Source organism: Paenibacillus tritici, from assembly GCF_018207515.1.
Taxonomy (GTDB): domain Bacteria; phylum Bacillota; class Bacilli; order Paenibacillales; family Paenibacillaceae; genus Paenibacillus_AQ; species Paenibacillus_AQ tritici.
Genome location: NZ_CP073365.1, coordinates 1,551,136 through 1,576,528, shown reverse-complemented (window position 1 = coordinate 1,576,528; position 25,393 = coordinate 1,551,136). Strand labels below are relative to the sequence as shown.

The 25,393-nt window shown below is 56.9% G+C and carries 20 protein-coding genes and 1 pseudogene; 2 read left to right on the top strand and 19 right to left on the bottom strand.

The features are described 5' to 3' along the window. Window positions 1-38: 38 nt before the first annotated feature. The 16 genes and pseudogenes from KDC22_RS06780 to KDC22_RS06705 all read right to left on the bottom strand — a co-directional run bounded on the left by KDC22_RS06780 (window position 39) and on the right by KDC22_RS06705 (window position 20,015). Window positions 39-1,847, bottom strand: coding sequence for an adenine deaminase (locus tag KDC22_RS06780; RefSeq protein WP_211722474.1), 1,809 nt, complete (start codon window positions 1,845-1,847; stop codon window positions 39-41). Between the two features lie 399 nt (window positions 1,848-2,246). Next, window positions 2,247-3,479, bottom strand: coding sequence for a pyridoxal-phosphate-dependent aminotransferase family protein (locus tag KDC22_RS06775; protein WP_211722473.1), 1,233 nt, complete (start codon window positions 3,477-3,479; stop codon window positions 2,247-2,249). A gap of 112 nt (window positions 3,480-3,591) precedes the next feature. After that, window positions 3,592-4,920, bottom strand: coding sequence for a Zn-dependent hydrolase (locus KDC22_RS06770; RefSeq protein ID WP_246553338.1), 1,329 nt, complete (start codon window positions 4,918-4,920; stop codon window positions 3,592-3,594). Continuing rightward, entirely contained in the window at window positions 4,884-6,281 is a 1,398-nt protein-coding gene (gene allB / locus KDC22_RS06765; RefSeq protein ID WP_211722472.1) for an allantoinase AllB, read from the bottom strand. Before allB ends, KDC22_RS06770 begins: the two co-directional genes overlap by 37 nt. A gap of 38 nt (window positions 6,282-6,319) precedes the next feature. Then, window positions 6,320-6,772 carry a hydroxyisourate hydrolase gene (locus KDC22_RS06760; RefSeq protein WP_211722471.1) on the bottom strand — a complete coding sequence of 151 codons (453 nt, stop codon included), beginning with the start codon at window positions 6,770-6,772 and terminating at the stop codon, window positions 6,320-6,322. A 78-nt stretch (window positions 6,773-6,850) separates the two neighbouring features. Further along, the gene (uraD, locus tag KDC22_RS06755) at window positions 6,851-7,369 is read right to left on the bottom strand and encodes a 2-oxo-4-hydroxy-4-carboxy-5-ureidoimidazoline decarboxylase (protein ID WP_173130693.1); all 519 of its coding nucleotides are present in this window, start codon (window positions 7,367-7,369) and stop codon (window positions 6,851-6,853) included. A 52-nt stretch (window positions 7,370-7,421) separates the two neighbouring features. Then, on the bottom strand, window positions 7,422-8,351 hold the full coding sequence (locus KDC22_RS06750) for an ABC transporter permease (RefSeq protein WP_173130690.1): 930 nt from the start codon (window positions 8,349-8,351) through the stop codon (window positions 7,422-7,424). Between the two features lie 39 nt (window positions 8,352-8,390). After that, the gene (locus tag KDC22_RS06745) at window positions 8,391-9,458 is read right to left on the bottom strand and encodes an ABC transporter permease (protein WP_246553670.1); all 1,068 of its coding nucleotides are present in this window, start codon (window positions 9,456-9,458) and stop codon (window positions 8,391-8,393) included. A gap of 44 nt (window positions 9,459-9,502) precedes the next feature. Then, complete coding sequence (locus tag KDC22_RS06740) at window positions 9,503-11,035, bottom strand: ABC transporter ATP-binding protein (protein ID WP_211722470.1); 1,533 nt, start codon at window positions 11,033-11,035, stop codon at window positions 9,503-9,505. A 113-nt stretch (window positions 11,036-11,148) separates the two neighbouring features. Next, window positions 11,149-12,327 carry a BMP family ABC transporter substrate-binding protein gene (locus tag KDC22_RS06735; protein WP_246553337.1) on the bottom strand — a complete coding sequence of 393 codons (1,179 nt, stop codon included), beginning with the start codon at window positions 12,325-12,327 and terminating at the stop codon, window positions 11,149-11,151. A gap of 243 nt (window positions 12,328-12,570) precedes the next feature. Then, window positions 12,571-13,194, bottom strand: coding sequence for an NTP transferase domain-containing protein (locus KDC22_RS06730; protein WP_211722469.1), 624 nt, complete (start codon window positions 13,192-13,194; stop codon window positions 12,571-12,573). Window positions 13,195-13,217: 23 nt separating this feature from the next. Further along, window positions 13,218-14,792, bottom strand: coding sequence for a PucR family transcriptional regulator (locus tag KDC22_RS06725; protein ID WP_211722468.1), 1,575 nt, complete (start codon window positions 14,790-14,792; stop codon window positions 13,218-13,220). 1,421 nt (window positions 14,793-16,213) lie between these two features. Beyond that, window positions 16,214-16,501: an amidase family protein gene (locus KDC22_RS33330; RefSeq protein ID WP_281425109.1), complete on the bottom strand. Its 288-nt coding sequence runs from the start codon at window positions 16,499-16,501 to the stop codon at window positions 16,214-16,216. 669 nt (window positions 16,502-17,170) lie between these two features. Further along, window positions 17,171-17,752, bottom strand: a pseudogene (locus KDC22_RS06715) (amidase family protein); the annotation flags it as partial. 76 nt (window positions 17,753-17,828) lie between these two features. After that, a complete protein-coding gene (ggt, locus tag KDC22_RS06710) occupies window positions 17,829-19,406 on the bottom strand; it encodes a gamma-glutamyltransferase (RefSeq protein ID WP_211722467.1) in 1,578 nt (525 codons plus the stop codon). A gap of 231 nt (window positions 19,407-19,637) precedes the next feature. Next, window positions 19,638-20,015: a PH domain-containing protein gene (locus KDC22_RS06705; protein WP_173130666.1), complete on the bottom strand. Its 378-nt coding sequence runs from the start codon at window positions 20,013-20,015 to the stop codon at window positions 19,638-19,640. Between the two features lie 428 nt (window positions 20,016-20,443). On the opposite strand from KDC22_RS06705, the gene abc-f reads away from it, so the two are divergent. Together abc-f and KDC22_RS06695 are read left to right on the top strand one after the other, a co-directional pair. Next, a complete protein-coding gene (gene abc-f / locus KDC22_RS06700) occupies window positions 20,444-22,459 on the top strand; it encodes a ribosomal protection-like ABC-F family protein (protein ID WP_211722466.1) in 2,016 nt (671 codons plus the stop codon). Between the two features lie 215 nt (window positions 22,460-22,674). Beyond that, window positions 22,675-23,229 carry an ASCH domain-containing protein gene (locus KDC22_RS06695; protein WP_246553335.1) on the top strand — a complete coding sequence of 185 codons (555 nt, stop codon included), beginning with the start codon at window positions 22,675-22,677 and terminating at the stop codon, window positions 23,227-23,229. 103 nt (window positions 23,230-23,332) lie between these two features. On the opposite strand, the gene KDC22_RS06690 is transcribed toward KDC22_RS06695, so the two are convergent. The 3 genes from KDC22_RS06690 to KDC22_RS06680 form a co-directional block, all read right to left on the bottom strand. Continuing rightward, a complete protein-coding gene (locus tag KDC22_RS06690) occupies window positions 23,333-23,488 on the bottom strand; it encodes a hypothetical protein (protein ID WP_173130660.1) in 156 nt (51 codons plus the stop codon). A gap of 202 nt (window positions 23,489-23,690) precedes the next feature. Further along, window positions 23,691-24,308, bottom strand: a complete 618-nt coding sequence (locus tag KDC22_RS06685) for an NUDIX hydrolase (protein ID WP_211722465.1) — start codon at window positions 24,306-24,308, stop codon at window positions 23,691-23,693. 84 nt (window positions 24,309-24,392) lie between these two features. Then, a complete protein-coding gene (locus KDC22_RS06680) occupies window positions 24,393-25,343 on the bottom strand; it encodes a TRM11 family SAM-dependent methyltransferase (protein ID WP_246553666.1) in 951 nt (316 codons plus the stop codon). Window positions 25,344-25,393 lie beyond the last annotated feature (50 nt).

The window sequence follows — 25,393 nt, the reverse complement described above, 5'->3', positions numbered from 1 at the left end:
GCACATGTCCCCCGGCACGAATCCCGGATTAGGCTTTGTTAGCTGACGAACAGCGGCACCAGTTGAATGCCCTCTTCCGGCGAGATCCGAACCAGACCCTTATCGGAGATCCGCAGTGTCGGGATGACCGCCAGCGCAAGCAGGGACAAGGTCATAAAAGCATAGTTCAGTGTACAGCCCGCATCATATAATGCTTTGCTGATAGCAGCAGACTGGGCGGCCGCAATCTCGAACGGCTCTGCGGACATTAGTCCGGCAATCGCCAGCGGGAACAGCGTGGTCCCGGAAGCGGTGATCACGGCAACACCGCCCTGCGCTTCCGCCACCGCAGCCGCCGCTTCAGCCATCAGCGTATCATCGTTGCCGATGACCAGCACATTATGACTGTCGTGGGCTACTGTCATCGCTATAGCCGCAGGCTCGTGGAAGCCGATTCCCTGCACCACTCCAACCGATTTATTCCCCGTTCCCTTATGGCGCTCCAGAACTGCGATTTTGCACAGGCCGTCTTCAACCACCAGCCTGGAATCGGCCACCGGCAGCAGCATAATCTGTTCCCCGGTCTCCACATGGTTCTCCATGACTTGAATGACCCGTGTAGCCAGAACGCCGTCGGCAACCGGCGCATGAATCACGAAGTCTGCGGGTACCGGAGGCTGCGGCAGATGTACCGAGGCCAGCACTTCATCCGGGTACGTGAACGGATTCAGCTTCGCCGTCATCCTTCCGTTCTCCGCCACGACTTCTCCAGCCGCAATCGTCAGGACGACATGGACATCAGCCAGATTCCCGTCCAGCAGAATGATATCCGCACAGGAGCCTGGAGTAATTGAGCCGATATCACGGGCTACTCCGAAGCGTTCAGCTGTATTGATCGTTGCCATCTGAAAAGCAGTGACCGGCTTCACGCCCTGGGAGATGGCGTGACGCACGACAAAATCCATATGGCCTTCATCGCGCAGCGATTCGGAGCTGCGGTCATCCGTCACCAGCATCATCCGGCGCGGGTCCAGCCCGTGCTCGGTATGCGCGGTGATGGTTTTGGCGACGTCATGCCAGGCGGAGCCGCGGCGCATTTTGGCATACATCCCCAGACGTACGCGTTCGATTACATCCTCCGCTGTCACACACTCATGATCACCGGTCACGCCAGCTGCCGCATAAACCGGAAGCCTCCAGTCACTCGCCGGCCAGGTGAAATGCCCATCGACATAACGTCCCGCCCGGAGCGTTGCCTGGATCTCGCCGAGCATTTTCTCATCGCCGTAGACTACGCCCGGGAAATTCATCACCTCGCCGAGTGCGATTACATCCTCGCCCCAGGTGTATGCTTCTGCTACTTCCTCCGGTCCGATGGATGCTCCGGTCGTTTCAAATTCGGCACCCGCTGAAGGTACACAGGAGGCCACCTGCATATAGGCAGCCAACGGCGTTCCCCGCATCTCGTCCAGCATCAGCTTAATTCCCTTCAGCCCGAATACATTAGCAATCTCATGGGCATCAAAAAAACCTCCGGTCGTCCCCAGCGGCAGCACGGCACGGGCAAACTCAGTCACCGTCAGTTGGGTGCTCTCGATATGGCAATGGCCGTCAATCAGGCCGGGGGCAATGTATTTGCCTGCCGCATCAATCACCTTCGTATTTTCACCAATCGTATGCGAGACATCCTTGCCGACATAGGCAATACGTCCGCCCTGCACCGCAACAGACATGCCGTCCAGAATCTCCCCGGAGCATACATTGACCAGCTTGCCGCCCGTAATCACCAGTGTAGCCGCCTGGTCGCCCCGCGCTGTTGCTACCAGCTCTGGCACACAGTCAGCCAATGGTTGTCGTGTAAATGTCATTATGTGCACTCCCTTCCGGTTATTGTATAGATTGTACTTGATAGTTTTACGTTCCGGGATGGCCGTGACTCCAGAGAATGTTTGGCCCTCCGGCCGCTGCCCGTCCCCAGATTTCTTAATTAATACCACTGTTCGCGGTGGAAATCCGGTGACTGCTGATGCTTACGATGCTAGCTTTCCTGCGGAAAGCTTTCAGGCGGTCGCTGATGCTCCTACAGTGCCAAAATTCTCCTCCGCCACTTTTCCCTGTCTGGTTAATTTTCAAGTTCAATCTATATAGTTTTTTATCATTTTAGCAAAAACGGCCCTGACGCCCCTCACGGGTCGCAAGCCGTTGCCCAGAACTTATTCCCCGGGGTTCTCCGTCCGGCCGCCGGGGCCGGTAACCACATTTTATGATTATCTTACGTTTGACTCATATACGTCAAGTGCCGCCTGAACGCCCTCTCCGGCAGCTACTGCGTATCCATGGCGCACCAGCACAGCCTCCAATGCACCGAGCAGACGCAGCACATTATTCTCCCGGCAGCTGAAGCCCATGGTACCGATGCGCCAGATTAAGCCCTGCAACGGACCGAAGGAGCTGGCGATCTCAATCCCGAAGCGGCCCAGCAGCATGGAACGGACGGACTCTCCGTCGATTCCCGCAGGAATGCGGACACAGGTGACTACAGTCAGCTTACTCTCCGCATCCCCGTATAACTCCAGGCCCAAAGCTGTCAGACCGGCGACCAGCGCCCGCTCGTGGAACCGGTGCCGGTCATGCCGGGCTTCCAGCCCCTCCTCCAGAACCAGCCGCAGGCCTTCCCGCAGGGCATAGAGCATGGAGGTCATCTCCGTATGATGATTCAGCCGCCGGGGGCTCCAGTAATCCTGTAACATACCAAGGTCAAAGTAATTGCTGCGCACAACCGGCAGCTCACTTGCAGTGCCGGCGCCGGAACGGAGCCCGCGCTCCACCTGCTTGCGCTTCAGCAGCTTGGCTTCGGCACGGTCATTATACGTGATCGGAGCCATGCCGGAAGGGATGGACAGGCATTTCTGCGTCCCGCCGACCACGGCATCCAGCATCCAGGCATCTGTCTCCACAGGCACTCCGCCGATGGTCGCCACCGCATCCACAATCAGCAGCGCCTCCTGCTCCCGGCAGGCCCGCCCGATCTCAGCCAGCGGCTGAACACGGCCCGTAGAAGTCTCCCCGTGAACCATCGCCACCACATCCGGCTTGAAGCTTCGGATCGCCGCGATCACTTCCTCCGGCGGGAAGACGCTGCCCCAGGTCTGCTCGATCGTGAACACCTCAGCGCCGCAGCGTTCTGCTATCTCATGAAGCAGGTGGCCGAAACGGCCGAAGACCGGAATCAGCACCCGGTCTCCCGGTGCAATCAGACTGACCATCACCGCTTCAATCCCGGAACGCGAGGTGCCGTCCACCGGATAGGCCCACTTATTGCTTGTGGCAAACAGCCCCCGCAGCATCTCCATCGTCTCATTCATGAGCTCTGTGAATTCGGGATCGAATTGTCCCAGCACCGGATAAGACATGGCCCGCAGCACACGCGGATCGACCTCCACGGGGCCGGGAGTCATAATACACCGCAAGGACGGCGACAGATCTTCGTACCGCTTCATCACTTTCTCCCCTTTGTCACATTCAATCTCCTGAGACTGGCGTCTCTTGAATTCTCAGGCCTCGACCTCTTCAGTAGCCGTAAGGCTCCAGCCTCTTAAGAACCACCAAGCTTCAGTTCTCTATATAAGCTAATCTATATAATAATGCCGTTAGCACTTCCAATCCAGCAGCCAGCTCCTCCGGCGAGCTATACTCCCCGGGAGAATGGCTGATGCCTCCCCGGCTGGGCACGAAGATCATTGCCGCCGGGCAGAGCGAAGCGAACAGCTGGGCATCATGCCCTGCTCCGCTGACCATACACCGGTACGGCTTATCCTGCCCGAGACAGATCTCCTCAAGCGTCGCGCACAGCTCCTGATCCATGGGAACAGGGGTGGTATCCAGCTGCTGCTGCACCGCAAGCGTCAGACCGCGTCTTCCGCTAAGCTCTGCGAACTCCGCCAGGATAGCTGCGCAGAAGCGCTCCAGCGTCCCGGCTTCGCTATGCCGGATATCCAGTGTGAACTGCACCTCCCCGGGAATCACATTCGGCGTACCCGGAGATACCTCGAGCCGTCCGGTTGTCGCCACCAGCGGATCACCCTCCGCTACAGCGGACCGCTCCAGCGCCAGCAGCATCTCCGCACTGCCCGCGAGTGCATCCTGCCTTAAGCCCATGGGTGTTGTCCCAGCATGATTCGCCGTCCCGCAGACCTTGACCAGATATCTCCGCTGACCGGCGATAGCCTGCACCACCCCAATCTTACGGGATGTCCGCTCCAGAATGATGCCCTGTTCGATATGCAGCTCCACATAAGCAGCGACATCGCTGCGTACCGGACTATCCTTGAAGCGATAGCTTCCTTCCAGGCCTGCGGCGGCTTCAGCGCCTGACACTGCTATCCCGCCCAGACCGCAGGCAGCCATTGCCGCCCCCATCGTTATCCCCTCAGCATCTGCGCAATCCAGACCTTCGCTCCCGCTATACAGTCCTGTCACATGGCCTGAACCCCAGAATGTCAAAGGGAAGCGGCTGCCCTCTTCCTCACAGAAGGACACCACCTCCAGCGTCCGCAGCGGCTGCCCGAAGGTCGCCTGCAGGTAATGCAGCGCGGTAACAGCAGCAGCGATTCCATAGGCACCGTCATACCGTCCGCCGTTCACCACCGTGTCGATATGAGAACCGGTAAGAATGACCTTGTCACTTGCTTCTGATCCGGCCAGTCTACCGTAGACATTCCCCACCTGATCCATCCTGACTTCAAGCCCGAGTCCAGTCATCCTTTCCTGCAAAAAATGCTGAACCCCACACCACTCCGGTGTATACAGCAGCCGGGTAACTCCGGGACCGGGAGCACTGAAGGCTGCCAGTTCATCCAGCAGCTTCAGCATCTCTCCTGCCGGAACAGGCGGGTCCTGGCGCATCATAGACCCGGACGGCTGCGGGTAATACGCAGCCATTCTCCCCCGCCGCCCTGAACAACTCCTTCCCCGGCTGTGTAGACTACCTTGCCTCGGCAGATCGTTGTGGTTACCTTGCAGGATAAGGTCATTCCGACATAGGGGCTATGCGGGTGCCGGTACAATAAGTCCTCCGCCCGCAGCGTATACGCTGCATCAGGATCAAGCAGCACCAGATCGGCATCCAGCCCCGGAGCAATGGAGCCCTTGCGCTCTTCCAGCCCGAACCGCCGGGCAGGCTGCCCGGACAGCAGCGCGGATATCTGCGTGACCGGCAGGCCGCGCACCCGGACACCTTCATGGAACATCAATTCCAAACTGCTCTGGGCACCGGAAATTCCGCCCCAGGCTTCCATGAACGACAACCCCGGCGCCAGCTTCAGCTCCGGCGGACAGGGGGAATGATCTGAGGCAATCAGATCCACCCGGCCCGCAGCCAGCGCTGCCCACAGCCGCTCCCGCTCCGTGCTGCTGCGCAGGGGCGGAGCGCATTTGGCCAGCGGTCCCAGCGTCTCCATGCTGCCCTCATCCAGAATCAGATAATGGGGGCAGGTCTCAGCGGTAACATCCAGGCCGCGCAGTTTGGCGTCATGAATCAGCTCCAGGGCTGCCGCTGTACTGATATGGACGAAATGCAGCCGGCAGCCGGTCCGCTCACTGTACAACAGCGCCCGGGCCACAGCCTCCAGCTCCGCTTCCGGGGGACGCGAAGCCACGAAATCACGCGCACTTCGGCGTCCTTCACGGATGGCAGCCGCTCCCAGCACTGAGGTTATAGCTTCGCTCTCCGCATGCAGGGCGAGGATTCCGCCGGTTGCGGCAATCCGCAGCATTCCCTGGTACAGCGTACCATCGTCCACCTCACGGAACCGCCCCTCTCCCTCACCTCCGGGGTTCGAGATAAAAGCCTTGAACCCCGTAACGCCCGCAGCCGCAAGTCCGTCCAGCTCCTCCAGATTGCCGGGCACAAGCCCGCCCCACAGGACATAATCCACCGCCGAGTTCCCTGCTGCGGCTTCCGCCTTCAGCCGTAACGCCTCCAGATTCACAGTCGGCGGATTCCCGTTCAGCGGCATATCGGCATAACAGGTACAGCCGCCGGCCGCAAGGGCTGCCGATCCGCTGCGGAAGCCTTCCCAGTGTCCAAGCGCTGGTTCATTGAAGTGAACATGCATATCAATCATGCCGGGCAACAGATATTGTCCCTCGGCATTGATGATTCTGGTGTCTGGTGAAGCCTGAAGCGCTTCGCCCAGAGCAGCGATCCTGCCGTCCTTCACTCCGATATCCAGCCTGCGGACCTCTCCGGGAAGGACCACCTCCCCGTTCCTGATGATAAGCTCATAGACTTCTTCCTTCATGAATAGATCACCTCCGGTCCAGGGATATAGGCAGCAGCTTAACTGCCGCGGTAAGTGCTGTATCCTCCTGGCGCAACCAGCAGCGGTACATGATAATGCGCTGCCGGGTCCAGAATGTTGAAGCGGATCGGGATATGCTCCAGGAACAGGCTCACGGCCTCAGCACCCCGTTCTCCGGCACTTGCACTAGCACTGGCACTGGCACTGGCACCAACACCAACACCAACACCGACACCGGCACCGGAACCCGCTCCTGCCCCAGCCTCAGCGCCCCGGAAATAATCACCGGCCATGAACAGCAGCTCATAACATCCGGCCTCCAGTTCATCACCGGCCAGCAGCGGGGCATCCAGCCTGCCGTCCGCATTCGTGACCGCCTGACGCTTCAGCTCTGGCTCCCCGTCCCCCAGCCGCCAGAGCTGAAGCGATAAGCCCGCAGCAGGTATGCCCCGTGACAGATCCAGCACATGCGTAGTCAGTTGCCCGTTCATAGCGCATCCCTCCTGTGAGTGATTTAGAATATGCAGCAGAGGTGAAATCAGATGATCGCTCATGCTCTCAGGCTCTAGCTACCCCGTTCCCAGCAGATCCTCCAGCCGGAAGCGGGTAATCTTCCCGATCTCCCGCAGCGCCTGAGCCTGCTCTTCCTCCAAGGAACGCCCTACCCGCTCACGGATGGCGTTCAGGATATCGTCTTTATCCTTGCCCCGTACAGCCAGAATGAACGGGAAGCGGAATCGTTCCGTATATGCAGCATTCAGCTCTGTAAGCTGCCTGAATTCCTCCGGCGTCAGCCGGTCCAGTCCGGCCCCCTGCTGCTCTGCCGCCGACAGCGGACTGACCGCAAGTCTTGTAGCCAGATCAGGGTGGGCCTTCAGCAGGGCCAGCTGCCGGTCCGGCTCCGCATTCTGTGCTATATCCATCATCTCAGTATGCAGATGCTGCAAGTGTTCGAACGGCCGCCTCCCATACACACCTTCCGCCACCCAGGGAGAATGCTCGAAGATGCCGCCGAGACTCTCTACGAATTCCAGCTTTTCCATAGCGTTAATCTGTTGCAGTGTTAATCTGTGCACCGGTGTATTCATAGACCCGCCTCCATCCGTCTAATTTGCATCATACCGCCCTCGCCCTCCGTCCTTAGAACCGCTGTTCCCGTATATAAGGCGTTCCCAGCGATTCCGGTGTACCGGAAGGCTTGTTGCGGTTGCGGTAACCCAGATACATCAATACAAGAATGGTTACGACATAAGGAATCATTTTGAGAAAATAAGGCGGCACCGCACTCCCAAGGAGCTGAATACGGAAGCCGATGGAGTCAAGGGCTCCGAAAAAGTAAGCGCAGAAGAGGGCGCGGAGCGGGTTCCATCTGGCAAAAATAACCAGACCGACAGCAATCCAGCCCCGCCCGGCGGTAAGGCCTTCATTCCAGGTCGGCGCATAGGCCAGCACCATGTCCGCACCGGCCAGGCCAATCAGCGCAGCCCCGGCAGTAACATAGCTGTAGCGGATCAGCTGCACCCGGATACCCATGACGTCTGCCGTAGCCGGATTGTCGCCGACTGCCCGCAGATGCAGGCCCCATGAGGTATGGTGAATCAGCAGATGCAGCACAAGCACAAGCAGCAGACTGAACCAGGTCAAAACATCCAGCCGTCCAACAATCTCTCCGATCACCGGCACCTGCTTTACCACGCCCAGATCCAGCTTGGGCGATGTGCCGGGAAGCGGAATTCCGCTGATGGGCTTGCCGATATAGGCGCTAAGCCCGCTGCCGAATAAAGTCATCGCCAGGCCCGACATCGTCTGATTCGCCCGGAGCGTGACACATAAGAACGAATGGACTACGCCCAGAAGGGCGGTAATAGCCACAGCCGAGAGCAGGGCAAGCAGCAGATTTCCGCTGCGGATGTAGACGATACAAGTCGTAACTGCCCCCATCAGCATCAGCCCTTCGGCACCGAGCTGGATAATTCCGGCCCGTTCAGTCAAAATGCCTCCCAAGGTGGCCAGCAGAAGCGGCGTTCCGGCGGAGATGGCGGCAATGAGTAACTGTGTTGTGAAATCCATGAGTGAACCCCCTTCTGTACGAGCTGCACGAGAATGCTGTTATGCGCTCCGGCGGATACGGAAACGGTGAATCATATCGCCGGCAATCAGGAAGAACAGGATCGCGCCCTGCAGCATTTCCGAGATCGACGAAGGCAGTCCGATCGTCTGAACACTGTAGCCGCCGACAATCAGGCCGCCGAACAGGATCGAGGTCACAATGAGGCCCAGCGGGTTCAGCTTGGCGAGCCAGGCGACGATGATCGCCGTATAGCCATAGCCCGGGGAGATGCCCTGCATCAGCTTATGGGTAACCCCGGAGACCTCAGCCATTCCGGCGATCCCGGCAAGGCCGCCGCTGATCAGCATGACGATGATAATATGCTTTTTGAGATGAATCCCCGCATAACGGGCCGCTGTAGGATTGGCCCCGATCAGGCGCAGCTCATATCCCCAGCGGGTGAACCGGATCATCAGATAATAGAGAAGGACAGCCACGAGACCAAACACCAGCCCGATATGCAGCCGGGTACTGCCAAGCACCGGCAGAGACTGGGCCGCCGTGAACACCGGTGAACCCGGGAAGTTGAAGCCCTTCGGGTCTTTCCAGGGGCCGAACACTACATAATCCAGCGCCAGCAGAGCTACATAGTTCAGCATCAGCGAGGTGATCAGCTCATTGACTCCGAAATGGGTTCGCGGGACGGCCGTCATAAGACCCCACAGCGCCCCGGCCGCTGTGCCGAAGACCAGCATCAGCACAATGGACCAGAAGGAGGGCAGATCAGGGAAATAGATCGTTACCGCAGTAGCCGCCATAGCGCCTACTGTAAGCTGGCCTTCCGCCCCGATATTCCAGACAGAGATCCGGTAAGCCACCGCGATGCCAAGTCCGCACAGCAGCAGCGGAATGGCTTTGACCATTGTTTCGGTGAAGCCGTAGGAGGTTCCGAACGCCCCGCGGAGCATTTTCTCATACACAACCAGCGGACTCATGCCATTCGCCGCAATGAAGCCTGCACAGAGCAGAAGTGCCAGAATAACAGACAGAACCGGTGTCCACCAGGGGGAGCGGGTACGGCTTGAATCGTATTCCAGCCTGAGGGAATACCACCGCCCGCTGCGCATCGGCAAGGGCTTCAGTACTACAGAATCACTTCCAGGCTTCGGACTCATACGGCGCTCCCCTCCATGCTTCGGATACCAGCCATCATCAGGCCGATTACTTCCCGGTCCGCATGCTCATGATCACTCTCCCCTATAATTGATCCGCTGTACATCACCAGAATACGGTCGGATAATTGCAGCAGCTCATCCAGATCCTCAGAGATCAGCAGCACACCGCTGCCGGAGCCGCGCAGCTCCATCAGCAGCTCATGGACCCCGGCCGCTGCGCCGACATCCAGCCCCTGGGTCGGATGGACGGCCACCATCAGCTTCGGCTGATGGCTGACCTCGCGGGCGAACAGCAGCTTCTGCTGATTCCCGCCGGACAGCTGCTGTACGGGAGTATCCAGCTCCGGCGTCTTCACATTGAAGCGGCGGACCAGCTCCTGCGACCAGGAGCGGTTCCTTGCCGCCTTCAGGAAGCCGAATCTGGAATGCTCCTCACTGCGGTAGGACTTGAACAGCAGGTTATCAACAGAACCCAGCCGTCCGGCCAGACCGCTCTTCATCCGGTTCTCCGGCACATGCGAAATGCCTGAATCAATGGCCGCCCGGACCGAGGCTGTTTTTACAGGACTGCCGTCAAATATAATCTCGCCTGTCCTCCATGTCCGAAGTCCAGTCAACACTTCCGCCAGCTCCTTCTGCCCGTTGCCCGCTACTCCGGCCACACCGACAATCTCCCCTTCATGCACGGTAAGCGACAGAGCGTCCAGCGCGTTGCGTCCATGATCCGCAGCGACCTCCAGATTCCGGACAACCAGCAGAGGCAGCCCCGCCGTGGCCTCCCGTTCCTGACGGCTGATGGCGATCTCCCGCCCTACCATAAGCCGGGCTAATTCCAGCTCATCCGTCTCGCCCGTCTTCAGCGCAGCAATCATTTTTCCCTTCCGCATAACAGAGATACGGTCCGAGGACGCCATGACTTCCTTCATCTTATGCGTGGTCATGATGACTGTCTTCCCCGCCTGCTTCATAACCCGGAGGGTCGCGAACAGCTGCTCCGCCTCTCCCGGCGTCAGCACCGAGGTGGGTTCATCCAGAATAATGATGTCTGCGCCGCGGTACAGCGTTTTGACAATCTCAACCCGCTGCTGCTCACCGACGGACAACTGCCAGATCGGACGGTCTACAGGGAATTTCAATCCAAACCGTTCACCGAGCGCCTCAATCTCTTCACGCTTGTTCCTCATCCACTTGCTGCCACGCCAGAAAGACGACTTTTCGCCAAGCACGATATTCTCCGCTGCCGTGAGGCTTTGCACCAGTCTGAAGTTCTGAAAGACCATGCCTATCCCAAGATGTGCCGCATCCTTCGGAGAGCGGATTCTGGCCGGCTGGCCGTGAATAAGAATCTCTCCGGCGTCCGCCCTGTACACCCCTGACAGCATGCTCATGACTGTGCTTTTCCCTGCTCCGTTCTCCCCAAGCAGCGCATGAATCTCACCCGCATTTGCCGAAAAATCAACTTGATCGCTGGCCGTTACAGCACCGAACTTCTTCACGATTCCGCGCATTTCAACCGAAGGGTCCTGCATGGCGGGACGCTCCTCTCCTGATAGTTATAGTACGGGTGGGGAAGGCTCCGACCCGCGGACCCCGCCCCACCCGTAAGGCTGTGCTGTATGAATATATGAAGCTGAAGCTGCGGTTATTGCGGGATCGAGCCCTCCACGCCCTGGACCAGCCAGTTCATGGCAAGCACTTCTTCAAGCGTCAGCTTCTGCCCCTCCTGAACCACGACCTTGCCTTTGTTGTCCGAGATCGGGCCGGTGAATACCTCCAGCTCACCGCTGATGATTCTCGTCTTGGCCTCTTCCACCAGCTGCTTCACATCCTCCGGGACCTTGTTGCCGAACGGTGCAAGCTCAACCATGCCGTCCGCCATATCGCCGGAGTACTGCTCGCTCTTCCAGGTTCCGTCCATGACGGACTGAACGGCTTTGACGTAATAAGGGCCCCAGTTCCATACAGGGTTGGTCAGATAGTTATCCGGTGCATATTTCCCCATATCCGAGTCATTTCCTCCGGCAAAAGCGCCCCGTTCCGCCGCCGCCTGAAGCGTAGCCGGTGAATCCTGGTAGGCCAGCAGGACATCTGCGCCTTTGTCAAGCAAGCTGATAGCCGCCTGACGTTCAGTCGCCGGATCATACCAGGTGTTGGTCCATACCACATCCACCTTGATATCAGGGTTTACACTTTGCGCCCCCAGGGTGAAGGCGTTCAGATTATAGATCACTTCGCTGATCGGGAAGGCTCCTACATAACCCAGATGATTTTTCTTCGTCATTTTGCCTGCCGCGATCCCGGACAGATAACTGGCCTGATAGTTTTTGCCGAAGTAAGTTCCCATGTTCTCGGCTGTCTTGTAACCGGAGGCATGAAGGAACTTCACATTGGGAAATTTACCGGCTACGTTCAAGGTGAAGTCCATATAGCCGAAGCTTGTGGTGAACACAATATCATGGTTTTGTGCGAGTTCCGTGATGATCCGCTCGGCGTCGGCGCTTTCCGGTACATTCTCCACGAAATCCGCTTTGATCCCCAGCTCCTTCTCCATATACAGGCGGCCCTGATCATGCTGATACGTATACCCGCCGTCACCCGGAGGTCCGATATAGACAAAAGCAACCGTCGGCTTCTCTGCTGCCGGCTCTGTTGTTGCCGCTGCCCCGCTGTCTGCCGGTGCCGTACTTGCCGCAGGCGCCTCCGTTGCCGCTGCATTCGTATTCGATGCTGTATTGTTCGTGCCGCACCCGCTTAAGATCACCGCCAGCAGGAACATGGTTATCAAGCTGAATGTAAATGCTCCCTGACCCCTTTTTTTCATAATACTCCTCCTCCAGAAGATCTCTCCTAATGGCTATAGCCATTAATGTATCTCTACTATACTGAGGCGCAGCAGTTACGTAAATTTATATAACATAGCTTTGTATTGCGTGATAAGAACCGTGGCCGGTTTTGTGCTTGATGCACGAATTTACTTCAAATTATTCGTAATATGAGTGAGGTTACCTAACAACATTTTCGAAAAATAAAGAATTCACTGCTCATTGCCGCCCCGACGCGCACCCTATTTCCACCGTAGCTCTCCGATGCTTCCCGGCAGCTCTGCCTCCGTGAACATCTGGGAAGCCTCCTCCTGCAATGTCATGCCCTTGTATTCCGGAGATCGTATAATGGCCGCTATACCGTCCCCGTCGTCCAGCTCCTGAAGTCCGCCAAACAACGATCTGGCGAACAGAACAGGCGCCATCTGAAGCCCTTCATGGGTACCTGCGACATAATCAAGCCCCTGCTCCTGCTCAAAGGTATGGATTAACCGGCGGACATAGGACGCTTCGATTAGCGGCTGATCTGCATCCGCAATGACTACGGCATCAGGCTGAAACGGTGAGACAGCATTCAGACCGCAGCGAAGCGAGAACGACAAGCCCAGGTGTGCCGTCAGACAAGTCTCAATGCGCCGGGTGTTCTCCAGGTTCTCGGGAGGCGGCAGCCAGCTTAATGGATCATTGGCCCGGACGACCACCACCAGCGGCTCCAGCCCGCAGTTCTCCAGCTCACGGAGCATTGCTGCACCGGGGGAACTGTCCCCCGTCCGGTTCAGAGAACCTGCAGAGACGTTTGCACCTATGCTCCGGCTTGCCGCCAGATAGATTCCGGCCACCTTCATTGTTCTCCACTCCTTTTTCATGGCATTCTGCTGCGGATGGCCCGTTATTCACGCTCCAGCATGCTGCGGAACAGGAATACCAGCTTCAGCTTCATGAGATCATTGATTTTTTTGAAATCCACATCCAGCAGCTCGCTAAGCTTCTCCATCCGGTAAGTCGCCGTATTGCGGTGAATAAACAGCTTCTTGGCCGTTTCGTTCACATGGCCGTCATTCTCCAGATAAACCTCCAGTGTATGGAGCATCTCCTTGACGTATTCCGGCTCCCTGCTAAGCAATCCGCGCAGGCTGCCACTGTAATAACGCTCCATGGTCGCTGCCGGAATCTTGCTGAGCAGCAAATCAAGCTCCAGTTGGCGGTAATGCACCACATTTCCGTGCGCCCCCCACTGCCGGGACATTCCTATACATTCTGTAATCTCGGCAAAAGCTTCCTTCAGCTCTTCCGGCCTCACCTTCACGCTGCTGACAGCAGCCCGCGGACCCTCCCCCTGATCGGACTTCAGGCTGCCGAAGCATTCACGAATCAGCTCCCGGAACTGCTCCGGCTGATAAGGTCCGGCCGGATACAGCGAGAGCAGCCCTTCTTCCATCATCCAGTGAATCGCCCCCTGCCCTTGCAGCGCCGGGTGCTCCGAATACTCCTCCTTCAGACGCAGCAGCTCTCCCTGCCGGGCCTCTCCCGCAGCGGTCACCTCGGTAAGCACAAGCTGAAACGGGGACTGAAGCAGCGTAATATCGAGCTTGAGCGCTGCCTGCGACAGCTCTGCAGATTTCAGTCCGTCCTTCAGGTAACGCCGCAGCAGCCCGCTGAATTCACGGTGTCCGGCATGCTCGAAATAATCCTCCAGCCCGGCATGAATGTGATAAGAGATCAGCTCCGCTCCCTGGACGAACAGACTCTCCTCCACAGGCAGCAGCAAGGGATCAATATCACAGTAGTGAAGATACCCCTGGCATTTCCCTGCCTGGAGCAGAGGTATCCGGAAGCCCGTGCCCCCGCCGAGCCGGAAGCGCTGGTTGCGGGGCTGCCAGGGCCATCCCTCCAGCAGCTCGCTCTCGGAGTATCCCGAATTGTTGAAGACCACCGTCCCCCGGGCGCTGATAACTGCCAGCGGATAACCGATCACCTCAGAGACGGAGTCCGGCAGCGGACGGCTGCGTCCGGAACGCAAAGCGAGGCGCATCAGCAGCCGCTGCTTCTCCATCATGCTCTGGAGGACACCCACGCTGCGTGAGAGTTCCGCACGGAACAGGCCATTCATCTGATCGGAGAACGTGAACTGGAACGGCAGCTCGATGAGCGGGAAATTCAGCTGCTCCGCTTCGGCAATCAGCGACTGCGGCACGGCATCCCAGAACCGGCCCAGCTTAATCCCCAGCCCCGCCGAGCCGCGGCGGTTCAGCGTCTGCAGCAGTGCCGAGGCATCCCCCGGGCTATCCTTGATCAGATAGGCTGTGGTCAGCAGCATTTCCCCTTCTTTGATCCAGTCGGAGATATCCGGTGCATCCATCACATTGATCGACTTCACAATCCGGTGCTTCCCCCTGGACCCTGCGATAAGCTTGGCTTCGGATAAAGGATAAATGGACAACGCTTCTTCAACGGTAAGATGCATAGGCCATCCCTCCTTTTGTGGTTTCATAATGTTGCTTACGGTCTATAATGTTACTTTATGTAACATTATAGATAAAATGAACCCCATTGGGAAGATGGATGTTAGATTATTATTTATTGGTGTTAGGTAATATTACGTTAACGGTGGATTTATCGGCTTATGGGCTGTTATCGGATAACCAATTCCGAATGAATGCTAAGGAACCATATCACCCTGCGGATAGATAATGTAAGAACCTCTGCGGTCCCGACCATTTTCGTATGGCTACCTGCCCCTACCCGTCTGCCCCTTTCCGGGGCAGACAGTCTAAACCGCGTACTCGCACCCGCACATTGTATTTGGTTTTCCGCATACATTTGGCACAACCTGTGATAAACGCACGGCCTACGTGGCAAGTCCAGTCCAATTGTGTTCGGTTTTTCGTACATTCGGCCTACGCGGTGCTCCCAGTCCAATTGTGTTCGGTTTTTCGATTACATTTGGCTTACGCTGCCCACCCGGTCTAATTGTGTTCAGTTTTCCGTTAACATTTGTTAAATAGATGAACAGACGACGTTCTGTTTTTAGGCGCACTGCTCATTTTCATGCTGGATTTGTGCCTTGAAAGACATGTTTGTTTTCGAATACATCCGGCACACGCACCCTCGCACCCGCACATTGTATTCGGTTTTCCGCATACATCCGGCACACGCTATGCCCCTCTTATCCACAACAGACAGATATTATAATTTCCCACACAAGCAGAAACGGCTTCGCCGTCCTCTTAAAGGACGGTGCCGTTTCCAAACCATTCTCCATTCGCCGACTTCTGGCGGTCTTCGCCTAACAAGGGGCACTAGTGCTCTTCATTTGCTCATTTAGCCCCCGTCCGGTAAATTCAAGTGCATTAATGCTCCTTATTGGCTCATCTGGCCCGCGTCCGGGGAATTCAGGTGCATTAATGCTCCTTATTGGCTCATTTGGGCCCCGTCCGGTAAATTCAAGTGCATTAATGCTCTTCATTGGCTCATCTGGCCCGCGTCCGGTGAATTCTAGTGCATTAATGCTCTTCATTGGCTCATTTGGCCCGCGTCCGGTGAATTCAGGTGCATTAATGCTCTTCATCACTCTCCAACCACACTCGGAAGAATCAGAAGGATTAGCCCTTTGTTCCCACTATGTGAGCCGACTTTAAGCAGCTCCGAGTCATTTATCTTTTGGATTTCCAATTCTCATCCACAATAAGAGTGCTGTGCAAGTAGAAACGGCTTCACCATCGTGTGCAACCTATAAATTCTTATATTTCAATAAAAAGCCCTAATTCTCTGCGTACAGAGAACTAGAGCTTAGATGATTATTCCTTACAAGTTATCCACTTGTAACAACAATACTTGCAGCGCCTGGCTCAGGCCCCGCTGATCCTTAAGCTGCCTGCACAGCAGCTACCGCCATATCTCCTGTATCCACGACAGGAGCTCAAGATCTTGTCCAGGCCCGCCGATGACCGAGAGTCCCAGCGGCAATCCGCCGGGTCCGGCCACCGGAAGCGTAACCTGTGGCAGCCCGGCCAGTCCGGCCATGCAGCTAAGCATCATGGCTCCGCTGCGGTTGCGCTCCAGCTGCTCCGGCGCAGCCCCGCGCAGCGGAGCCGGCCCTGGCACAGTCGGAATGACGAGACAGCCGTCATTCCCGAGCAGCGCCCGCAGCCGCTGAGCCATCCGGCTGCGCATGGCATGGGCCGGGCCGTGATCCGCCCGGGCCAGCCCCGCCGCCCAAGCGAACCGGGCGGCAATATCCGGCCCGAAGACCGGCTGCTCCCGTCCGATCCACTCGCCATGGGTTGCCCAGATTTCGGCACCCTGCAATTCCCGGAAGACATCCATCCAGGTCTTCAAGCCTTCGGGGGCAATCACTGCTTCAGTGGCCTGCAAGGAGGCCCCTTCCTGGAGCTTATCCAGGCCCGACTTCAGGAAGGCCGCGCTGTCCGGCTCAGCTAATGCCCATGCTTCCGGCGGGATGAACAGACGGGCGGGCCTGCGGTTACCGGCGCACTCACTTCCATTCGCATTCGTACGATTACCGGCGCACCCACTTCCATTCGCATTCGTACGATTACCGGCGCACTCACTTCCATTCGCATTCGTATGGTCACCGGCATACCCGCTTCCATTCTCATTCGTATGGTCACCGGCATACCCGCTTCCATTCTCATTCGTACGGTTACCGGCGTACTCACTCCCATTCACATTCTTACGATTACCAGCGTACTCACTTCCATTCGCATTCGTACGATTACCGGCGTACTCACTTCCTTTCGCATCCATGTACTCACCAGCAGACTTGTTCATCCTTCCCCTGCTCTGCTCCATGCGGTTATCCCCGCTACAGGCAGCCCCGGCTCCGCCGCTGTCCACAGGCCCGAGCAGAACGAGGCCTGCCTTCAGCAGCAGCTCCGTACTTCCCGCGATCCAGCCCACCGTGTCAAAACCCGGTGCCAGCGGAATCACTCCCTCCAGTGACACCGCGCCGTGTGTCGGACGAAAGCCGAAGACGCCGCAATAAGCCGAAGGAACACGCACCGATCCTCCGGTATCCGTACCCAGGGCGAAATCCACACTTCCGCAGGCCACCGCCACCGCAGACCCGCTGGAGGAACCGCCGGGAATCCGGTTCTCCCCGCGCGGATTCACCGGTGTGCCGTAATGATAATTCTCACCGCCGAGGCTGTACATCAGTTCATCGGTGTGGGCAGCCCCCCGCAGCGTAGCTCCCGCTTCCAGCAGCTTGCGGACAGCGGCTGCATGTGCAGCCGCCGGTTCATGGCTGCGCAGCCAGTCCGGGTTGCCGGCGGAAGAACGGTGCCCGGCTACTGCGAAGACGTCTTTTACCGTGAAGGTTAGACCGTGCAAAACCCCGTGTCCGCTGCCGGGAACCTCAAGCTCCGGTACCCGGAATGCACCGTGCAGATTATGAAGAGCCATGCTGCTCCCTGCCTTTCCTCCCGGCCGGGCCGGGTTATTCTGTCTCTCCCGCTTCGCTGCGAGCGAATCCAGCCGCCTACCACCCGATGGCCGCTCCGTCACAACGCGGGTCCGTGCCTCCGCTGCGGTAGCCGTTGTCATCCACCGAGATGGCGTGGGCATGACCCACTATACCGTCATAGCTCCCTGCCTCGCGGACAAGATGCCCTGCTTCCGTCAGTTCCGCCCGCACTGTGGCCTCCACCCGGTTCTCGACTCTCAGCTCCTGGGTCGGATCTCCCCAGGTTCTGCCCCAGACGAAGCGGGGTTCATTCACCGCAGTCTGCGGGTCCATGCCGTAGTGAAGCATCCGCGTGAGCAGCAGGGTCTGGGTCTGCGGCTGCCCTTCACCGCCCTGTGTGCCATAGAGGTAGGCAGGCTTGCCCTCCCGGCAGGCCATCGCCGGCATCAGCGTATGGAATGTGCGCTTATGCGGCTCCAGCCGATTGATGTGGGCCGGATCAAGCGAGAAGAAGGACCCTCTGTTCTGCAGCAGAATGCCCGTATCCCCGGCTACCACACCTGACCCGAACTCAAAATACAGACTCTGAATAAACGAAACCGCATTGCCCTCCCCATCCACCACAGCAGCATAAGCCGTATCCCGGCCGACCGGTTCACTGTTTATTACAGACGCCTGCCGGGGGGAGATCATTGCTGCCAGCTCAGCCGCATAGGGCTTGCCCAGCAAGTGTTCCAGCGGAATGCTGCTGAAGTCCGGGTCTGTAAGCACCCGGTCCCGGTCGCGGAAGCTCAGCTTCAGCGCCTCCACAAGCAGATGATAATATTCATACGACCCATGCGCGATGTCTGCGAAGTCATAATGCTCCAATATGTTAAGCGCCATAAGCGCCGTGAACCCCTGCGAGTTGGGCGGAACCTGATAGACCGTATATCCATGGTAATCTGTGCTGAGCGGCTCTACCCAGCTCCCATGGTGATCAGCGAAATCGTCCCGGGTCAGATAGCCGCCGGAAGCCAGCATATATTCACTTATCTCTTCAGCAATGCTCCCTTTATAAAAAGCATCCCGGCCTCCCGCCGCCAAAGTCCGCAGCGTCCCGGCCAGCTGCCGCTGCACGAACCGTGCGCCCGCCGCCGGAATCCGGCCGCCGGGAAGATAGACCGCCGCCGCTTCGGGAGTCAGCGCGGCTCCGGCCAGCAGGCTGCCCCCGTGCTGGTCCGGCGACAGCGGGAATCCCCCGGCGCTGTAGCCGATAGCCGGCTCCAGCACCTCGGCGAGCGTCAGCCGTCCATACTCCCGCTGGACGGCCTCCCAGCTGTCCGCCATTCCGGGTACCGTAATGGCGCTGCGTACCCCCCGGCGCGGGATGGCCTCCTCCCCCGCATAGCAGTCCCGGCGGACGGCGTAGCCCGAGCGTCCGCTGCCGTTGTAGGCCCGCACGCGCCCTTCACCGGCGCTGTAGGTCAGCCAGAAGGCGTCGCCGCCGAGCCCGGTCATATGCGGGTAGACCACAGCCAGCGTAGCGCTGACTGCAACGGCCGCATCATAGGCGTTGCCGCCTTTCTCCAAGATCCGCGCCCCCGCTGCAGATGCCAGATAGTGCGGGCTGACCACCATGGTTGCCGTTCCGATCACAGGTCCTCTCGTCATGCCGCCACCGCCTTTCCCTTTCCCTGCCGTTCAAGTTAGTGTCATTTAACAGCACGCCCGAAACCCCTGTCAATCACTTCAGCGGGACCGTAAATTTGCCGCTGCTTTTTTTGTGAGCTATGCACAAATTTCAGGATGGAAGTAGTTCCAGGTCTGGTAACCATTCAATCCATCTGTTATATAGAGTTGCGACGACCTCCCTCTCATATCCGACCGGCTGTCCGCTCCCCGCTACTTCAGGATATATTGTGACAGCACAGCCTGGACCTCATAGATATTGACGGATTTGTTGAAGGTTTTCTTCAGCGGCAGCGCCGCTCCCGAGATATACAGGCACAGCTCTGCGTCCAGATCGAAATGCCCGGCGGTCTCCACAGAGTAATGGCTGATGCTTTTGTAAGGAACCGAATGATATTCTGTTTTCTTGCCGGTCATGCCCTGCTTGTCTACAAGGATCAGCCGTTTGTCCGTAAAAATAAACATATCTCGGATCAGCTTATAAGCGCGTTCAATCTTCTCCTGCGGAGCCAGAATCTGCGCATATTCCCGCTGTACTGCACCTAGCTCAACCTGGGACGCATTGCCTAGTAATCCGTTAAAAATCGCCATATTTCTCCTCTTTTCCCGCAGCTGTTCTGAGGGCAGCCCCTCTCCGCCACACTCCATACTACTTGTGGATCTATGCATTTATACCTGGGCGGGCATAATTCCCCCTTGCTTATTCCTGTCATTTTGGTTACACTAATTCTAAATTTACAAAAAAGGAGGTGTAGGAGAATGGATCACAATCGGACCAACAGTGTTAGCAGCCGGCTGATTAATATTATGGCGGGCATCGTTCATGTAAATCCGGACAACGGGAGAAGTCTGTCCATTTACAAGAACTTAATAACACTACAACATTGTGAAATGCCTTTCTCGCCTACACTTCAACGGATCGTTTAACCCGAAGAATTTTTAGGCCGCAGGGAAATTTCCCTGCGGCCTTTTTATGTTGTTTTGTAGTAGCCAGGGCATTCCTATAAAGGAGAATAATAATGATCATCTCATGTCAAAATGTCCAAAAATACCACGGTGCCCAGCTCGTCCTGAGCGATGTCACCTTCGATATCCGCCAAGGCGAAAAAATCGGTCTGATCGGCCGCAACGGCTGCGGCAAAACCACCCTCTTCCACCTGCTGAGCGGCGAAGAACGCCCGGATCAAGGGCAGATCTCGGTCCGCCGGGGCAGTGTCATTGGCCTGCTCGCCCAGATTCAGGAGGTGGGTGACAATGAAACCGTCTATGCCGTCCTTCAGCGCAGCTTCGCTGAGCCTCTTCAGTGGCAGCGCCGCCTGCGGGAGCTAGAGCAGACAATGTCCGTTTCCGGTGCGAGTGACGATGAACAGGCCTGGAACCGGCTGCTTAAAGAATACGGCAACCTCCAGGACAAATTCGAAGCCGCTGGCGGATATGAAATCGAGTCCTCCATCCAGCGCATTGCCGCCGGGCTAGGGATTGGGACCCGCCAATACGAACGCCGCTTCTCCTCCCTCTCCGGCGGGGAGAAGACCAAGGTTGGCCTCGCCGAGCTGCTGCTGCGCCGTCCCGATATTCTGCTGCTGGATGAGCCGACCAACCACCTCGATATGGATGCTATCGAATGGCTGGAGCAATTCCTCCAGAGCTATGACGGCACCGTGCTGGCCATCTCCCATGACCGTTATTTCCTCGATGCCGTCGTGAAGAAGGTTATTGAGATTGAAGACGGGGAGGCCTTCACCTTCCATACGAATTACAGCGGCTATCAGGTAGAGAAGGAAGCCAGACTCCTTCAGCAGTTCGCCGATTATCAGGAGCAGCAGAAGAAGATCAAGCAGATGCAGGAGAGCATCAAGCGGCTGATTGAATGGGGAAAGCTGAATCCGCAGAACGTTTCATTCCCCCGCCGGGCAGCTTCCATGCAGAAGGCACTGGACCGGATAGTCAGAGTCAAACGTCCGGTTCTGGAGCGCAAGTCCATGGATCTGCAGCTCCAGCAGGACGACCGGACCGGCAATCAGGTTGTAATCCTTGACCAAATTAGCAAGGCCTTCGGAGAGCGTAAGCTCTTCTCGGCTGCCAGCGATATCCTGAGATACGGAGAGACCACGGCACTGATCGGCGGCAACGGCGCGGGCAAAAGCACCCTGCTGCGGATGATTCTCGGCCAGGAGGAACCGGACAGCGGCAGCTGTACACTTGCTTCCAGAGCTGTTGTCGGTTACCTCGCCCAGGAAGCCGTACCGGAGGAGAACGGGCAGTCTGTGCTGCGGTATTTCCGCGAGGAAGCCGGCCTGGAAGAAGGAGAAGCCCGCGGGCAGCTGGCCCGCTTCCTGTTCTACGGCAGCGATGTCTTCAAGAACATCACCAATCTCTCGGGCGGTGAATGGACCCGGCTGCGCTTCGCGGTACTGATGCACCGCAGGCCGAATCTGCTCATTCTCGATGAGCCGACCAACCATCTGGATATTGACTCCCGCGAAGCCCTGGAAGAAGCGCTCGAGGAGTTCCCCGGTACCGTGCTGGCCGTATCGCATGACCGTTATTTCATCAACCGCTGCTTCGGCAAGCTCTGGAGTATTCATAGCGGACAGTTCTCCTCCTTCTCCGGGAATTACGAGTATTACAAGGAGAAGCAAGCCGAGCAAGCCGCCGCTGCCCAGCGGAAAGCCGTAGCGTCTGAACCTTCTGCAGCTGGCGGCATCAAGCCCCGCGCTGCAGCCGGGACGGCAGCACAAACCGCCCCCGCCTCAGCAGGTACGGATGCTGCTGCACGCCGCCGGAACAATGGCGGGAAGCCCTCCGGCGAAGCTGCATCTGCCGGCCCCAACCGCAAGCCGCGTCCGGCGGCTTCCTGGGAGCAGGACATCGCCGCTGTAGAGTCCCGCCTTGCCCGGATCGATGCCGAGATGCTGGACCCGGAGCTGGCCAGCGATGCGCAGAGACTGGCCGAGCTGCAAGGCACACGCGATGCCGTCCAACAGGAGCTGGATGACTTGTACAGCAGCTGGTTAAACGAAGCGACAGAGTAATATTTATACAAAAAGCAACTATATAAGACGCACTATAGAAATTAACAAAAAGCAAAAGAAGCGGAGGGGAAATTTGGAACTGTAGGAGTGGTAGCGACCGCCTGAAAGCTTTCCGCAGGAAAGCTCGCTTCGGAAGCATCAGCAGTCACCGGATTTCTACCGCTAGGAGCGGGATATATGAAGAAATCTGGGGACAACAGCGGCCGGAAGTCCAAATGTTCACCGCAGTGACGACGAAGCTTCAAGTTCAAATCTTAAGTGCGTCTTATATAAATCCGAAGACAGAGGTGACCGTAATGACACTAACCCCGGAAATTGCGAAATACTGGGAGACTTATCTTGTTCAACATCCAGAGGCGGCCGACAAATTCGACAGCGCCTGGGCATTTGGCGACAACCCCCGGCTGGCAGATGAATTACTTGATCTGGTCCTGAGGGGAATCAAGACCGGAACGGCGCAGAATTACGATCTGCTGGAAGCGCAGGGACTCCCTCTGCCCTTTACAGGCGGATTGTCCATCTTGCTGGACAGCACAGGACAGCCGCGCGGGATCATTGAGACTACGAAGGCTGAGATTGTCCCGTTCGCTGAGGTCACAGCGGAATTTGCTTATTCCGAAGGCGAGGATGACCGCAGCCTCGAATCCTGGCGCCACGAGCATGAAGTGTTCTTCACCCGGGAACTCCAGCGCGAAGATAAGTCCTTTGACCCTAATATGCGGGTCATCTGCGAGACCTTCCGGCTGGTGCATACCAACCACAACCTGTAACTCCTTATATCTATAAAAAGGCTGCTTCTTCGCTTAGAAGAGGCAGCCTTCATTGTATATTTGCAAGTTAGTATAGGTATATAGCTACTGCTGCGAACAGGTCTTAGAATTTCCAGATGCCCATAACCCAGCCAATCACCGAGATCCATAAGGGAATACTAATCAGGACACCCCATACCAGGCCGGTGGCGATATTGCCTTCTGCAGGTCTTGTTATACCCTCCTGCGTAAGCGGAAGTCTTAACTCTTCTTGTTCCATGCGATCCCCTCCTACAAATATCTATCGTCAAAGCAGAGGAAAAAATGTAGACCGCTTGACCCAAAAAGATAGGTTTCCGAGAATTTTTTAGATATAAAGGCTCAGCGGAATATAATTGGAAAGGCTTACATAAATAATATTAACCAAAAAATGTATCCTTTAAACTTATATATACCCTTGGTCATTTATCATATGCAGTGCTTTAGTCCAATATTACTGCCTTTTCGGGATCATGTAAATATTGGAATAGGGTATGCAGCTGTTCGGCCGTATTGCGTTCTTCAGACAATTCAGGCAACTCCTCTTCGGCAAAAAATCCCGCAGCGCTTGTCTCCACCCCGCCTGCCGCTACACCGCCGGTAATTCTGCAGAGTATGAACATTTTGTAGACATGGTAAGGCTCCGGCGGATGCTGATGGAACTTCTTATCGAGTACTGCGAGCAGACGGACGGCTTCGGCCTGGTAACCGGATTCCTCGGCAATCTCCTTAACAGCCACTTCGCTCGGAGACAGGCCGATGTCCGCCCACCCTCCGGGCAGCGCCCATTTTCCGTCGAGCTTCTCGCGTACGAGCAGAATTTTATGATCCTGGAAAATCACTCCGCGAATATCCACCTTAGGCGTGCTGTATCCGCCCTCTTCAGCGAAGGAGAGCCGGATGCGTTCCTTACTCTCATAAGTATAATTCGCCAAAATATCTACACTCAGCTCCCGCAAAGCCTGATAACGCTCGATATCATATACATCCTTGGCATAGGTCAGTCCCGTCTGGGCAATCCCTTGAATTTCTTTGGCCCAGGATAACCATTTCTGTTCCACAAGCACACCGCCTTTACTCAGATATATGGAGATTGGAATACTGCGGCAACCTCCGCAGCATTCATTCAATTCATTCCACTCACTCTACTCACACAGCATCAAATGACGGGAGAACGCACCTTTTCGCGCCACACAGCGGTCTATAATTGTAAATCCGGCAGCGGCAATCATCTCGTCTACGGCCTCAATCGCCACAATAACCACCCTGTCCGCAATCCGGCGGGTATTCGTCAGAATCGCAAATTGCTCTTCGGGGGTAATCCGGGAATACAGGTTATACGGCATATCCACAATAGCCACATCATAATGCTCCTCTATGTCTGCGATATCCCCGAGCGTCACTTCACTCTCGAAGCCGAAATGGGCGATATTCGTCCGGGCACCGGCAGCTATGAGCGGGTTGATATCACGGCCGACAATGTCGATCCCCATCGACAGCGCCTCCACCATAACCGTGCCAATTCCGCAGCAAGGATCTATCATCTTCACTCCGGTTATGCGGGGAACCGCCATATTCACCGCTGCCCGGGCCACCCGTGTGCTGAGCGCTATGGAGTAGCTGCGGGGTTTTTTCATCTGCCGGAACCAGGTTGCCTTGTTCTTGTGATAAGCGCCGAAGTACCAGCGTCCGCCCAGCGTTACAATCCCGTACACCAGCTCCGGCTGATTCACATCCGCTTCTCCCTCGATGCGCATCCCGATTTCCCGCTCAATCGCTCTACGCTCATCATATTCAATCTTATGCTCAGGCGTCAAATCATTCGTCTTCACAAAAATAACCTTGAAGGTCCGCTCTCCCACCTCCACCTGCTCGGTCTGCTTGTAAATCTCCGGAAGGGTATCCCCTTCGTACATGACATCAATCCGCTCTTTAATAAAAGGGCTGCGGCTGACATCCACCTGGACCCCGCTGGCAAATATCGCCACAGGAATCTCGCGGCCGAACAGGCAGCGAAGCTCCATCCCGCATAGGGAAGTCTCGTCCGGTGAATGGGCATAGGTATATATGTAAGACGGGTTCCCGTTCTTCTGTATAGTATCTTCTGCTTGCTCTTGAACACTTGCCGGTACATTCGCTGACACTG